Source organism: Euzebyella marina (assembly GCF_014855515.1).
GTDB classification, from domain to species: domain Bacteria; phylum Bacteroidota; class Bacteroidia; order Flavobacteriales; family Flavobacteriaceae; genus Euzebyella; species Euzebyella marina.
Map to the genome: position 1 here is coordinate 1,740,267 of NZ_JACYFK010000001.1, position 14,575 is coordinate 1,754,841.

Sequence of the window (14,575 nt, forward strand, 5' to 3'; positions counted from 1 at the left end):
ATGGTTTTATTCTCTAGAAATGAGTTCTTCAAGAGGTTTTGAATGCTGACTCCAGTCGTATTCGTTTATTTTGAATTCACGGCCTAAATAAGGTTTGGCGTATTCGTATTCCAAGGTTCTTTCTAGCATACGCTTTTCCAGATCGGTACGGGTAACCTCTTTTTTGATGTACTTCTCAATCAATAAAGAAGCGATATGGCCTGCGTATCTTGAACCGTAATAACCATTTTCGATGTAAACGGCCAAGGCAATTTCCGGTTTTTCAACAGGAGCAAAGGCAACGAAAACGGAATGGTCGGTAAGTTGTACCCGAACACTGTCGATTTTGGTGAAATTCTCAACTGTTCCTGTTTTGCCGGCGATTCTGACATCAGGAATCTGTACCCATTTCGCTGTACCCTTTTCATACACATCGGCCATCCCTTGAATAATGGGCTCGAAGTGTTGCTTATCGATGGTTGTATGTTTCGCTTCAACAAAATCAGGTATGCTAATATCTTTTCCTTCTACTTTTTTGAGAATGTGAGGGGTGTAATAAAAACCTCTGTTGGCGATAGCTGCGGTCATATTGGCCAACTGAATCGGGGTAACTGCGACTTCGCCCTGCCCTATAGAGTTCGAGATGATGTATGAAGGCGCCCATCTATTGTCACCATACCACTTATCATAATATTCCTTTGAAGGTATACGACCCTTGCGGCCTGTAGGAAGGTCATAACCTAGGTATTGGCCAAGGCCAAAGCTTTTCATGTGTTCTTCCCAAACATCCATACCTTGATCGGTAGTCTCGTATTTTTCGTAAATCTTTCTGAAAGTGGCCGCAAAATAGGCGTTGCATGATTTGTAAATGCCATCGTTCAGCTTTCGAAGTCCTCCCCCACAGTGGCACCCTCGCTTTTTTCGGCCCACATAAAAACCATTGTAGCACTGTACGGTAGTACTGGGGCTAATAACCCCTTCTTGTAAGGCTACTAGGGCGTTCAATGTTTTAAATGGAGAACCGGGTGATCCTTCGGCCAAAATCGATCGATCGAACAAAGGCTTGGCGATCGAATCATAGTGCAGAGCACTGTAGTTTTTAGATCGCTCTCTACCAACAAGTAATGAAGGGTCATAGGTAGGGCCCGAGATCATGGCCAATATCTCGCCCGTTGATGGTTCTAGGGCAACAATACCACCACGTTTTCCGACCATTAGTTTTTCACCGTATTCTTGCAAATCCTTATCAAGGGTAATATTGATTTCCATACCCTGCTCTGGTAAGGTGTCAAGAATTCCATCCTTGTACTTCCCAATATCCCTATTGAAACGGTCTTTTTGAATGTACTGAACTCCTTTTCGGCCCCTTAAAATATCTTCGTATTGCTTCTCGACTCCTGTTCTACCAGTAAGTTCGCCTTGTACGTAGTAAGGGTTCTTTGCCAAGTCACGCTCGTTTACCTCACTGATATAGCCCAAAACGTTTGCCGCACTATTGGTGTCGTAATATCTAAGGGACCGCTTTTGAATATAAAAGCCTTTGTAGTGCCTCATTTTTTCTTGAAGCTTGGCATAGTCTTCTTTCGATAATTGAGGAACAAAAACAGAGGGCAGCCTTGGGGAATAGATACGGGCTTTTCTTAGCTCTTTGCTGAATTTTTCCTTATCAATACCTAGAAGGTTACAAAACTCTAATGTATCTAGGGCTCTTACCTCTCTAGGAATTACCATCACATCATAAGCTGGGTCATTACCTACGAGCAACTTGCCATTTCTGTCATAGATATATCCTCTTTCGGGGTAATCATACACCCGTTTGATCGCGGGGTCTTCAAGAACTTGGTCCGGTGAAAAGCTGAAAATCTGCAAATAAGAAAGCCTTCCCAAGAAAGTGAATGCAATAATTACGATAATTGAGGATAACAGTAGCTTTTTCATCTACGATGAAATTTTGATGTTAAGACATTGATGTGATTTAGACCCTGATTTTAATCTTTTCGAACACTAAATAGTGATCCGAACAGTAAGCAAAGAATTAGAGTGGCCGCCCCGGTCGCTAAAACTTTTTTCAAAACTAAAAGGAAATTGGCCAAACTGAAAATTTCTAACATAAAGAAAACCAGATGGTGTACTAATATCAATAACGTTAAAAACGTAATTTGTTGTACTTGAGTGGTGTTACTAAGTTTAAAACTTTGAAATTCAAAGTTAACACCGAAAACAAAACGCATAATGGCCGGCCTTATATAGGCAATGGTAATTGTTGAAGCTGCATGTATGGCCATGGTATCAGAGAAAAAATCAATGGCTAGGCCCAATAGAAAACTCAAACCTATAAATGTGGCCCTATTTTCTTTAATGGGGTACCAATAAAGAAATAAAATATAGACCATCGGATTTATAAAACCAAAAAAGTTCAAACGGTTAAAAACCAATACCTGAACCAGAACCAGTAGTATAAACCTGATTACATTTAAGAAGTAGTAATTACTTATCATCAGTTGAGGTCTGGTTTTGAAGTTCCAATATTTCTTCGCGATAGTTGTTATTCACGATATAGACATTTTTAATGTTCGTCATATCGTTAAATAGGGCTACGTCTATACTATAAAAGCTTTTTGAAGTGTTAAGGTCGAACTTGCGAATCGTCCCAATGGGAATACCCTCTGGGAAAATGCTGCTCATACCACCCGTAACGATGGTGTCGCCTATGGTCAAAGGCACCAAACGTGGAATGTCGACCAATTGCACAACATCGAAACGTTTCATGTCCCAAACCAAAGAACCGAAATGATCGGTGTTCTTGATCTTGGCATTGATATTAGATTTTTCGTTGAGTATACTTTGAACGGTGGCGAAATTTTTAGAGGTGTTCTCCACAATTCCTAAAATACCCTTACTCGTGATTACTCCCATGTCGGGACGAACACTATCATTTCGTCCTTTATCGATGGTGATATAATTTCTGGGGTATGAAAAACTGTTTTTGATTACCTTACCCGTTGTAACAGTATATGTTTGTTGCACCGAGTCTAAAACCAAGGTATCTATTTCCCCTTTATTAAAAAGAAGGTGCCTTAACCTTTGGTTTTCCTCCATCAACTTCTGATTTTCTTGATCAAGGCCAAAGTAAGTGCTCACATTATTGGAGGTTCTCAGAATGTTTCCGGTTACCCAGTTAGATGAGTTGAAAAACCGGGATTGATGGTACGAATGAGACTGTATGGTGAACCCCAAAGATATGATCATCAATAAGATATAAAGAAGAAAGTTCTTATATCGTATGATAAAGTTGATGATCTGCTGCATTCGCTATTCAGTTAGGTGAATCTTGCGAAGCCATTCCGACTGGAAAATTAATTACATAAGAAACCTCGAAATCGCCCCGAATTCGTTTAAGGTTTATTTGATAAGGATGCTTTTATAGCGCTCTAAGTTTTTCAACGCAATACCGGTACCTCTTACAACGGCCCTTAAAGGATCTTCAGCAATATAAACAGGTAAATCTGTTTTTTGAGATAATCGACGATCAAGACCACGAAGCATCGAGCCACCACCGGCCAAATAAATACCGGTATTGTAAATATCGGCAGCAAGTTCTGGCGGAGTCTGTGATAATGTTTCCATCACGGCATCTTCAACCCTAAGAATCGATTTGTCAAGAGCTTTGGCAATTTCTCGATATGAAATCTGTACCTGTTTTGGTTTACCGGTCAACAAATCTCTACCCTGTACCGATTTTTCGTCTGGTGGCGTCTGTAGATCTTCGGTTGCCGAACCGATTTCAATTTTAATATTTTCAGCGGTCGCTTCGCCCACATATAGGTTGTGTTGCGTACGCATGTAATAAATGATATCGTTGGTGAAAACGTCACCTGCAATCTTGACCGACTTGTCACACACAATACCACCCAGTGCGATAACCGCGATTTCGGTAGTACCACCACCTATATCGACAATCATGTTACCTTTCGGCTGCATGATGTCTAGACCGATACCAATTGCGGCCGCCATCGGCTCATGAATAAGGTAAACCTCTTTGCCGTTAACTCTTTCTGCAGATTCTTTTACCGCTCTCATCTCTACTTCGGTAATACCGGAAGGAATACAGATAACCATGCGCAATGCAGGTGGAAACCATTTTTTCTTTAAAGCGGGAATGTTCTTAATGAACATGTTGATCATCTTTTCGGAAGCATCAAAATCTGCAATAACCCCATCTTTTAGAGGTCTGATGGTCTTAATATTCTCATGCGTTTTTCCCTGCATCATATTAGCTTCTTTACCTACGGCAATAATTTTACCGGAGATACGGTCGCGTGCAACAATAGACGGACTGTCAACCACGACTTTGTCCATGTGAATGATGAGGGTGTTCGCAGTACCTAAGTCGATTGCGATTTCCTCGGTCAAGAAATCAAAAAATCCCATTTGTAATTTTCTTTGGTTACGTTACTAGCTCGATTGGGGTGTGCTATTCATCGACAAATGTAGTAAAATTAGTGCTTGAAATGACGAGTACCCGTCATCACCATAGACACATTATTCTCATTACAATAATCGATGCTTAATTGGTCTTTAATAGACCCGCCCGGCTGTATAACGCTCGAAATACCATTTTTATGCGAAATTTCTACACAATCTGGAAAAGGGAAGAAAGCATCGCTGGCCATAACGGCGCCATTCAGGTCAAAATTAAAGTGATTTGCCTTGTGAATTGCCTGATTTAGGGCGTCTACACGAGATGTTTGTCCGGTACCACTGGCACAAAGCTGTTTGTTCTTGGCAAGAACGATGGTATTCGACTTGGTGTGCTTACACAACTTACTGGCAAATATCAGATCGTCAATTTCTTCTTGTGTCGGCTTTTTGTCGGTTACGTACTGCAAGTCATCAACAGCGTCGGTTCTGTTATCTTTATCCTGCACCAAAACACCGTTCAAGCAAGTACGAACCTGTGTGCTTGGCAAAGCAATATCGTTCTGAACCAGAATTATACGGTTCTTTTTTCCTTTTAAGATTTCGAGGGCCTCTTCTGAGTAGCTTGGTGCAATAACCACTTCGCAGAAAAGTTGGTGTATTTCTTCGGCTGTTGCCTTATCGATTTCTACATTGCTTATTAAAATACCACCAAAGGCGGAAACCGGATCTCCTGCCAAAGCATCTACATAGGCTTGGTGAATAGTCTCGCGTTGGGCCAAACCACAGGCATTGTTGTGCTTTAGAATAGCAAAGGTGGGCGCATCATCTTTAAACTCTTGCATGAGATTTACGGCAGCATCAACATCTAATAGGTTGTTGTAAGACAGTTCTTTACCGTGTAGCTTTTCGAACATGGCGTCAAAATCACCGTAGAAGTACCCTTTTTGGTGAGGGTTTTCACCATACCTAAGAACTTTACCATTGGTCTCACTAACTTTTAGCGCAGGAATCTCACCTTGGTTAAAATAATTGAAAATGGCAGTGTCGTAATGCGAAGAGATATTAAAAGATTTCGTAGCAAAACGTTTACGTTCTTCTAAGGTAGTACTACCGTTGCCGTTGGTAATTATTTTCAGAACCTCTGAATAGTCCTCCATGGAAGATACACAAAGTACGTCTTTGTAATTTTTGGCAGCAGCCCTGATCAAAGAAATACCACCTATATCAATTTTCTCAATGATATCTTGCTCTGAGGCACCGCTTGCTACTGTTTTTTCAAAAGGGTAAAGGTCAACGATGACAATATCTAGCTGAGGTATATCGAACTCTTGCAATTGAGCCACATCCGTTTCATTGTCCTGTCTATTCAAAATACCACCGAAAACCTTCGGGTGCAAGGTCTTTACCCTGCCACCCAAAATAGAAGGGTAACTGGTGACATCTTCAACAGGTACTACATCGATACCTAAATCTTTAATGAATTTTTCAGTTCCTCCGGTAGAATAGATGGTAATGCCAAGCTCATCGAACTTTTTTACAATCGGTTCAAGACCATCTTTATGAAATACAGAAATTAATGCGGAGGTTGCTTTTTTGGTGCTCATGTTATTTGCGTGTAGTTATCGTAATATAATGACACGCAAAAGTAATTTTTTATGCCCAAAAAAACGATCAGGTTATTAACAAATAGTTACAAGTTGTAAACGGCTAAATGCTTGTCGGTTAGATGTACCGGTGTGAGTTTCACTGCCGTTCTCTTTCTATGAGCTTTGCAATTTCAGAATTGACAAATTCTAAAAACCGTTCATCTTCTTCGGTAAATGGGTCCGGTGTGTTTGAATCAATATCTATCTGACCAATGTTTTCTCCATTTACAAATAGGGGCACTACAATCTCGGCTTTTACTGTAATACTACAAGCGATATAATTATCTTGAGCGGTTACATCCGGAACTACAAAGTTTTGGTTAGACACGGCCACTTGACCACAAATACCCTTCCCAAAAGGAATGATGGTATGGTCGGTAGGCTCTCCGGCATAAGGGCCAAGTTTCAATTCTTCTTTATCACCATTTTTAAAGTAGAACCCGACCCAGTCGTAATGCGCAACATTTGCCTGTAAATAATCGCAAATTTCTTGCTGTATTACAACTATAGGTTTCTGTGATTTGAGTATTGCCGAGGTTTTAGCCTGTGCTTGTTCTAACATGGTCAAAATTTTTTTGCAAATATAATTATACCATTGGTCGCATATTAACTAAAACCTTAATCAATAGATATAAAAAAGGATACCCGAGGGCATCCTTTTAAAAGTATTTGAAACTTTCTTTAGTAGATTTTATGGTTGAATCTTTACATCGAACATAATATAATCGTTGTTATCATACCCTGGTTCAACAGCTGTTATCTTAATAAGGCCTTTTTTGCCGTAATTGTCAACAAACTCTATAACGTCTCCTGCATTCATACTATTGAATTCTGGAAAAGTCGACTTCTCAATAGTTTCAAGGTCTTCAGCTAGTACGATTGCATCAAATTCAGTACTTGTTTTTGCGGAAAGATTAAAATACATTTCGTTCAATTCTTCATCTTCTACGCCCTCTTCTGCTTCAAACCCTTCTACATCAAAAGGGAAAGCTGTTTTATAATAGGCAGTAGAGGCAAAAGAAGCTTTGTCGTCGTTAGTGTAAAAATATCCGAAATCCCAGAAGGCACGAAATGCAGCGCCTTTTTCCTCGTCGTCAACATTTCCATCTACAATTTTGTAAACAGAACCATCAAGAAAAGAGAAGAAGGATTCCGTTCTCCCATCTTCGGCAGGAGCAAATAATTTTATATCGGTGAAATGGCGTACCTCTGCATCCGGGTTATTTCCGTTACCAACGGTTACCGTAATGGTTCCAACACCTAAGGCTTGTCTTTTGGTAGGATCCCTAAAATCTCCTTTTCCAGTGGTAGTCCAAAAACTATACACAATTTCGCCATTATCAATATCAGGAACCGGAAGGTTAAAAGTAAAGTCGATTTCTTTTTTAGTAGCCCCATCCAAATCAATAGAACCATCAGCTTTAAGCGCCTTTTTTAAATCGTCGCTATCCAAATTAAAATTGTTAAAGGGCATATCACCGCCCCCTCCTATATTTTGGGTGATATACATTCTTCGTTGAGTGGTCGCCGTAGAAGTGAAAATAACACGGCCAGGTACAACGCCACCGGCTTCACCACTGGCATCGGCCACAAAAATATCATTTGAAGGATCCCCTTCGTTAAAGACCAAGGTAGCTACATCATCGACTTCTTCTTCGGGGTCGTCTTCATTTTCTTGCCCCGTATCAGGGGTGTCAAATACATTTCCGTCATCTTTGCTACAACTTTGAGTGCCAAGAACCATAGCGAAAACCATAGTACTTAGGGCAACTCTTGAGAGTAATGTTTTTTTCATAGTATACGATTAAGTTTTATTTTCATTTGGGTTTGCCAAAACCTTCTCTGGTTCGGGCGTTCTTACATAACTTTCAAACCTGTTTTTAAGTATCTGAAATTTCTTAAAATTTTCTTAATAACATGGCTTGAGACTAGCTAGACTTGTTGAATTAAGTTGTTTATTTTCAATTATTTGTTTGTTGTTTGTAGGGTTTTGAAAATTCGATAAAATGCAAGAAAAACAATAGGCTTGTTTTATTTTCTTAATTTTGCAGTATGAAAGAATTTTTACATCGCATTTTTTCATGCTGCATGGCATTGCTTTTGTTGCTTTCCACCACATCGTGGAAGGTAGAAAAGCATTATTGCATGGGAAGGTTGATGGATTTTTCTTTATTCAGTCAAGTAGATGACTGCGGAATGGATATGGATTTTGGTGATAATCAAGATTCCGTCGAACAATCTGAAGATTCTTGCTGTAGTGATGAAACCATTTCTATGCAGGGTCAAGATGATTTGTTAAAGGGGTTTGATCAAATTGGTACTCCCCAAAAAGTATTTCTGACCGCTTTTATTTACTCTTACATTTCACTTCTAACGGAGGCCGAAACTCAAAATAGGCCTTTCGATTTGTATCCACCTCCCTTGCTGACCAAAGACATTCATTTGGTCAATGAGGTCTTTTTGATTTGATTTTTACGGCATTTAGAAAACAATCGTCCGGTTTATTCGTGACGGTGTTTTTGTGTATTTCAGATTTTCTGGGATTAAGTTAAATGTTCATGAAAATAAAATCGATATATGCTTTTCATATTATACGATCTACTGCAAAGATTTAAAAATTTAAGTCCTTTGGTTTTTCTTGTAATCCCCTTGGTTTCCATTCAAGCGCAAGATACTAAAGGCCCTATTCAAGAGTACAATCTCGTTATTGACCATGAAGAGGTTCAAAAAACAGGTAAAAGTGCGATGGGTATGACCGTCAATGGTAGTATACCTGGCCCCGTACTCGAATTTACCGAAGGTGATACCGCTGTTATTCATGTAAAGAACAACATGAAAGTTGAAACCTCTATACATTGGCACGGTATTCTTCTGCCAAATTACCAAGATGGAGTGCCCTATTTGACAACCCCACCGATTGCACCCGGTACTACCTTTACTTATAAGTTTCCGATCAAGCAGGCCGGAACCTACTGGTATCACTCGCACACCATGCTTCAAGAGCAAAGTGGCGTTTATGGTGCCTTTGTTATACATCCCAAAAAAGAAGAGAAGCAATATGACAGTGAATTGGTTCTGTTGTTGTCAGACTGGACGGATGAAAAACCTAAAAGTGTTTTGCGTAACCTCAAGAGGGGTACTGAATGGTACCAAGTCAAAAAAGGAACATCAACACCCTTGAACCGGGTGATTGGTCAAGGAGGTCTTGGAGCGCAATTTAATTTTTGGAAACAGCGAATGGAAGGGGCCGATATTGCCGATGTATATTATCCAACCTTCTTGATAAATGGAAAACAACAGCAGGAATATCCTTCGTTTTCACCCGGCGAAAAAATTCGACTACGAATTATAAATGGTAGCGCCTCCACAATGTTTTGGATGACGTTCGGGGGAGAGAACCCTCAGTTGATTTCGGCCGATGGTCTTGATGTACAACCGGTTGAAAAAAACAAAACCTTTATCGGTATTGCCGAAACCTATGATTTCATTGTTACAATTCCTCAAAAAGAACGTGTTGAGTTTCGTGTAATGGCACAAGACGGGTCGGGTACGGCATCTGCTTTTTTAGGTCAGGGAGAAATTCTAAAAGCTCCCGTAGTACCTCGGCCCGATAAGATTGCAATGATGAAGCACATGGCCCAGATGGATATGAAAATGGGGGCTCCCGCACTCAAGTTTAGGCCTAATAAAGATGAGCGTTTCGAGATGAAGAAAGAATACGGTATGAAAATGGACCATGCCGCTATGTCGTTGAAAAGTGAAGATAAGCCCCAAGATTCAACTAAAATGAAAGGGCATCATGAAATGCATCAATCGATGGACGATTCTTCTCAGGATATGAAAATGGATCATAGTCAAATGGGGCATGCTATGGGCATGAACGCACCGAAGAAAGGTATGTCTATGAAAATGAATACAGAGTATACCTATGATTATTTGAAGTCTCCTGAGCCTACTAATTTTCCTGAAGGGGCAGAGGTACGAGAAATTCTTCTAAACCTTACCGGTAATATGAACCGCTATGTTTGGAGTATGAACGGTGTGCCATTGGCTGAAACCGATAATATAAAGATAAAAGAAGGTCAGGTTACGAGAATTACTTTCAACAATATGACCATGATGCACCACCCTATGCATTTACACGGGCATTTTTTCCGGGTCCTTAATAAAAATGGTGCTTATTCACCTCTGAAACATACGGTGAACGTTCCACCGATGGAAGAGGTAACCATTGAGTTTTTTGGAGATGCTTATGGTGACTGGCTACTTCATTGCCATGTGCTTTACCATATGATGAGTGGTATGACAAGAATTTTCAGTTACGATACGCCAAGGGATGTTCGAATGAAAAATTACCCGGCATCTAAATTGATTGATGAAACCAATCGATATTATTCGTGGGGAACGGTCGGTCTTGCTTCGCACAGGGCAGAATTAAATTACTTGTCCTCGAACATTCGAAATCAGTTCAATTTAAATGTTGAATACGGGTGGAACGAAAATTTGGAGGCTGAGGTGTCATATGAAAGGTATCTATTCGATTATCTACGTGTGTTTGGGGGTGTGAATATCGAAAACGAGTCGCACGATAATTTAGAGGATATTACAACGACTGCGATAGCTGGCGTAAGGTATTTAACGCCGTATCTTTTTAATCTAGATGTTCGCATAGATAATAAACTCAGGCCGCAAATAGGCTTGCAGCGTGAATTGATGATTTTCCCAAGAACTCTACTTTTTGGTGAGTTCGAGTATCAGGCCGATTTTGGTTGGGTAAATGACTTGCCCTTCGATGATAGTTTTCAAAATGAGATAGTATGGAATGCCGGACTGGAATATCTCTTATCTAGAACTTTATCATTGGAGGTTAGCTATGATAATCGATTTGGGGTCGGCGGAGGTCTTTCGGCGAGATTCTAACTTTAAATCTATTTACTATGGAAAAATCAGAGAAAACATACTTAAAATTCTTGATGATGTTAGCTGCATCGTTTATCACGATGTACGTGACCATGTACCTTAATACTTATAAAATAGACCATGTTTATTTTAGTATGACCCGTTTTTACATGACCTGTATGGGCATTTCTACTATGGCTTTGGTAATGTTCTTTTTTATGAAAGGTATGTATAAAAATAAATTGTTGAATAGAATTATCATCACAAGTAGCCTTGGGTTGTTCGCTGTATCGCTGTTCCTGGTGAGAAAGCAAAAGCCCATTGGTGATTTACTTTGGATGAAGGCTATGATTCCACATCACTCGATTGCTATTCTTACCAGTGAAAGGGCCAATATTCAAGATTCAGAGGTTAAAGCCTTGGCAAATGATATTATCAAGGCCCAAAAAAGGGAAATTGATGAAATGAAACAGATGATAGAAAGACTCGAAAAACAAAAATGAAAACGGTTCTACATATTAAAAACATGGTCTGTGATAGATGTAAATTAAGCGTGTCGCAGACCCTAAACTCGATAGGGCTTGAAGTTGATTCTATCGATTTGGGTATGGTTATTATTATACATTCAGGGGCATTAAATCTTGCTTTGGTCGATAAAAAGTTGAGAGCAACGGGTTTTCACTTGATTGCACAAAAAGATGAGGTGCAGATAGAATTAATAAAGGCTGCTTTAATTGATTATGTCAACTCAGATAGAGAGGCGGAAGAATTGAATATATCAGATTATTTAGCTCAAAGAATGGCTCGAGACTATTCATATCTGAGCAAATTGTTCAGCAAAAAAGAGGCAACATCGATAGAGAAGTATGTAATAGGGCTAAAATTGGAAAAAGCAAAAGAACTGATTCAAATGAATGAATTGAATTTCTCTGAAATAGCCTACTCGCTCGGCTACAAGAGTAGCAGTCATTTGGCCAAACAGTTCAAGATAAATGTAGGTATGTCTATGACCCAATACCGTTCAATGGGTGAATGGCATCGAAAGCCGCTTGACCAAATTTTATAAATCTTATCCAGAACTGTACAAAGCTGCTAATGCTGGTAATTATAGTTTTGGATAAGTATTTATTTAAATATTATGAAACAGACTTATCATATTCACGGAATGTCTTGCAATGGCTGTAAAAAGCATGTTGAGCAGATATTGTCAAAAGTTGAGGGCGTTGAAGACGTGGTGGTCGATTTAAGTAAGTCGGAAGCCACAGTTAATACTAAAAAGCCAATCCGTTTTAAAAGACTTGAAAAGGCCTTTCAAGAAGATGGGGGCGGGTATGAGATTTATAAAGAAAAGAAGCAACATAAGTCTCAAAAGTCAAAACCAAAAAACGGAAACGGAGTTTTCTATTGCCCGATGCATTGCGAGGGTGATAAAACATATGAGGCTGCTGGCGATTGCTCGGTATGTGGAATGGATTTGGTGGAACAGGCTACCCTACCTACCAATAACCAAGTCTACACATGCCCGATGCATCCCGAAATAGAAGAAGATAATCCTGGAGATTGCCCCATTTGCGGAATGGATCTGGTGCCAAAGGAAGCCGATGTTTCCGCAGAAGAGGCAAATTACCGAAAACTACTTAAAAAGTTCTGGATCGCATTGGCCTTTACTCTTCCCATTTTTATCATCGCTATGTCCGAAATGATCCATGATAATCCGTTGTACGATATCATGGCATTGAAGTATTGGAACTGGGTTCAATTCGCGTTTTCGTTACCGGTAGTATTTTATGCCACATGGATGTTTTTCGAGCGCGCCTATCGCTCATTGGTCACTCGGCATTTGAATATGTTTACGCTCATCGGGTTGGGTGCTTCTGTTGCTTGGGTCTTCAGTTTTTTCGGTATGCTTTTTCCTGATTTTTTTCCGGAGCAGTTTAAAACGGATTCAGGTACGGTACATGTCTATTTTGAGGCAGCTACCGTTATTTTGACCTTGGTACTAATGGGCCAGGTTTTGGAGGCAAGGGCCCATAGCAAGACCAATTCGGCTGTGAAAGAGCTGCTAAAATTATCTCCTAATCAGGCAGTTCGTCTGGTCGATGGGGAAGAGGAAACCGTTTCCATAGAAAAAATAAATATTGGAGACCTTCTACGTGTTAAGCCGGGGGATAAGATTCCCGTAGATGGAACTTTGACCAAAGGTTCCAGTTCGATAGATGAATCGATGATTACGGGAGAACCTGTTCCCGTTGATAAATCTGTGGGTGATCAAGTCAGTGCCGGTACCATCAACGGTAATCAGTCTTTTGAGATGAAAGCTGATAAAGTGGGGGCTGATACGCTTCTTTCACAGATTGTAGAAATGGTCAATGAGGCGAGTAGAAGCAAAGCACCCATTCAAAAACTGGCCGATAGAATATCGGCTTACTTTGTTCCTGCGGTAGTTGGGGTGTCGATAATCACTTTTGTGATTTGGTCGGTTTTTGGCCCTGAACCCAGCTATGTGTACGCTTTGGTAAATGCTATAGCCGTGTTGATTATTGCCTGCCCCTGCGCTTTGGGGTTGGCGACCCCCATGTCGGTTATGGTAGGTGTCGGTAAAGGGGCCCAGAATGGGGTTCTTGTCAAAAATGCCGAAGCCTTAGAAAAAATGCATGAAATAGAATATCTCATTGTAGATAAAACAGGAACCATAACCGAGGGAAAACCGTCAGTAGAAAAAGTGGGTTCTTTCAATGATGAATATAGTAGCGAAGATACATTGAAGTTAATTGCCAGTTTGAACCAAATGAGTGAACACCCCCTTGCCGAAGCTACTGTTAAGGCTGCAAAGGACGAGAATATTCAATTGTTAGATATTGATGATTTTGACTCAGTGAGCGGTCAAGGGGTTAAGGGTTTAGTCGATGGAAAAAATATAGCTGTGGGTAACCATGCCTTAATGAAAAGTCTAGAAATTGAAAACGACAGTGAGCAGATTTCTCTAGCTAGAAAAGAACAGGAAAAGGGAAAAACCGTCTCTTTTTTGGCGGTAGATGGTAAACTTATAGGGTATGTTTCCATAGGTGACCGAATAAAAGATACGAGTACAGAATCAATTCGGTTGCTGCAAGAGGAAGGCATAGAAGTAGTAATGCTTACGGGTGACAATCCCTATACGGCTCAAAAGGTGGCCGAGGAAGTGGGCATATCTTCGTTTAAAGCTGAAATGATGCCCGAAGACAAGTTGAACGAAGTCAAAAGACTTCAAAATGAAGGTAAAAAAGTGGCGATGGCAGGCGATGGTATAAATGATGCCCCCGCCTTGGCCAAAAGTGATGTAGGTATCGCGATGGGTACCGGTACCGATGTTGCCATACAAAGTTCTCGGATAACTTTGGTGAAGGGTGACTTGAACGGTATCGTCAAGGCTCGTAGGTTGAGTAACTCAACCATAAAAAATATTAGACAGAACCTATTTTTCGCATTGATATATAATACGATAGGGGTTCCAGTTGCCGCCGGCGTGCTTTACCCGGTATTTGGCATTTTGTTATCGCCAATGCTGGCAGCTTTGGCAATGAGCTTTAGTTCGGTTTCGGTCATTGCCAATGCATTAAGATTAAGAACGGTAAAACTTGATTAGATAG

12 protein-coding genes are annotated in these 14,575 nt (G+C 40.3%); 5 read left to right on the forward strand and 7 right to left on the reverse strand.

The genetic code is table 11. From position 1 onward, the window contains the following. Positions 1–6: 6 nt before the first annotated feature. From mrdA to IL356_RS07090, 7 genes are all read right to left on the reverse strand, one after another. Positions 7–1,917 carry a penicillin-binding protein 2 gene (gene mrdA, locus IL356_RS07060; RefSeq protein ID WP_121850141.1) on the reverse strand — a complete coding sequence of 637 codons (1,911 nt, stop codon included), beginning with the start codon at positions 1,915–1,917 and terminating at the stop codon, positions 7–9. Between the two features lie 50 nt (positions 1,918–1,967). Beyond that, entirely contained in the window at positions 1,968–2,477 is a 510-nt protein-coding gene (locus IL356_RS07065; protein ID WP_121850140.1) for a rod shape-determining protein MreD, read from the reverse strand. Next, a complete protein-coding gene (gene mreC / locus IL356_RS07070; protein WP_121850139.1) occupies positions 2,467–3,288 on the reverse strand; it encodes a rod shape-determining protein MreC in 822 nt (273 codons plus the stop codon). Before mreC ends, IL356_RS07065 begins: the two co-directional genes overlap by 11 nt. Positions 3,289–3,381: 93 nt before the next feature. Beyond that, on the reverse strand, positions 3,382–4,410 hold the full coding sequence (locus IL356_RS07075; RefSeq protein WP_013992538.1) for a rod shape-determining protein: 1,029 nt from the start codon (positions 4,408–4,410) through the stop codon (positions 3,382–3,384). A 68-nt stretch (positions 4,411–4,478) separates the two neighbouring features. Beyond that, positions 4,479–6,005, reverse strand: a complete 1,527-nt coding sequence (purH, locus tag IL356_RS07080) for a bifunctional phosphoribosylaminoimidazolecarboxamide formyltransferase/IMP cyclohydrolase (RefSeq protein WP_121850138.1) — start codon at positions 6,003–6,005, stop codon at positions 4,479–4,481. A 139-nt stretch (positions 6,006–6,144) separates the two neighbouring features. Beyond that, the gene (locus IL356_RS07085; RefSeq protein WP_121850137.1) at positions 6,145–6,609 is read right to left on the reverse strand and encodes a GAF domain-containing protein; all 465 of its coding nucleotides are present in this window, start codon (positions 6,607–6,609) and stop codon (positions 6,145–6,147) included. 129 nt (positions 6,610–6,738) lie between these two features. Further along, a complete protein-coding gene (locus IL356_RS07090; RefSeq protein ID WP_121850136.1) occupies positions 6,739–7,842 on the reverse strand; it encodes a hypothetical protein in 1,104 nt (367 codons plus the stop codon). 257 nt (positions 7,843–8,099) lie between these two features. Here IL356_RS07090 and IL356_RS07095 point away from each other — a divergent pair, with 257 nt between their 5' ends. The 5 genes from IL356_RS07095 (at position 8,100) to IL356_RS07115 (ending at position 14,571) form a co-directional block, all read left to right on the forward strand. Next, a complete protein-coding gene (locus IL356_RS07095; RefSeq protein WP_162987945.1) occupies positions 8,100–8,516 on the forward strand; it encodes an HYC_CC_PP family protein in 417 nt (138 codons plus the stop codon). A 108-nt stretch (positions 8,517–8,624) separates the two neighbouring features. Beyond that, positions 8,625–10,967, forward strand: coding sequence for a multicopper oxidase domain-containing protein (locus tag IL356_RS07100; protein WP_121850134.1), 2,343 nt, complete (start codon positions 8,625–8,627; stop codon positions 10,965–10,967). 17 nt (positions 10,968–10,984) lie between these two features. Beyond that, positions 10,985–11,449 carry a DUF305 domain-containing protein gene (locus tag IL356_RS07105; RefSeq protein WP_121850133.1) on the forward strand — a complete coding sequence of 155 codons (465 nt, stop codon included), beginning with the start codon at positions 10,985–10,987 and terminating at the stop codon, positions 11,447–11,449. Beyond that, positions 11,446–12,012: a helix-turn-helix domain-containing protein gene (locus tag IL356_RS07110; protein ID WP_121850132.1), complete on the forward strand. Its 567-nt coding sequence runs from the start codon at positions 11,446–11,448 to the stop codon at positions 12,010–12,012. Before IL356_RS07105 ends, IL356_RS07110 begins: the two co-directional genes overlap by 4 nt. 72 nt (positions 12,013–12,084) lie before the next feature. Beyond that, positions 12,085–14,571: a heavy metal translocating P-type ATPase gene (locus tag IL356_RS07115; RefSeq protein ID WP_121850131.1), complete on the forward strand. Its 2,487-nt coding sequence runs from the start codon at positions 12,085–12,087 to the stop codon at positions 14,569–14,571. The last annotated feature ends 4 nt before the right edge of the window (positions 14,572–14,575 follow it).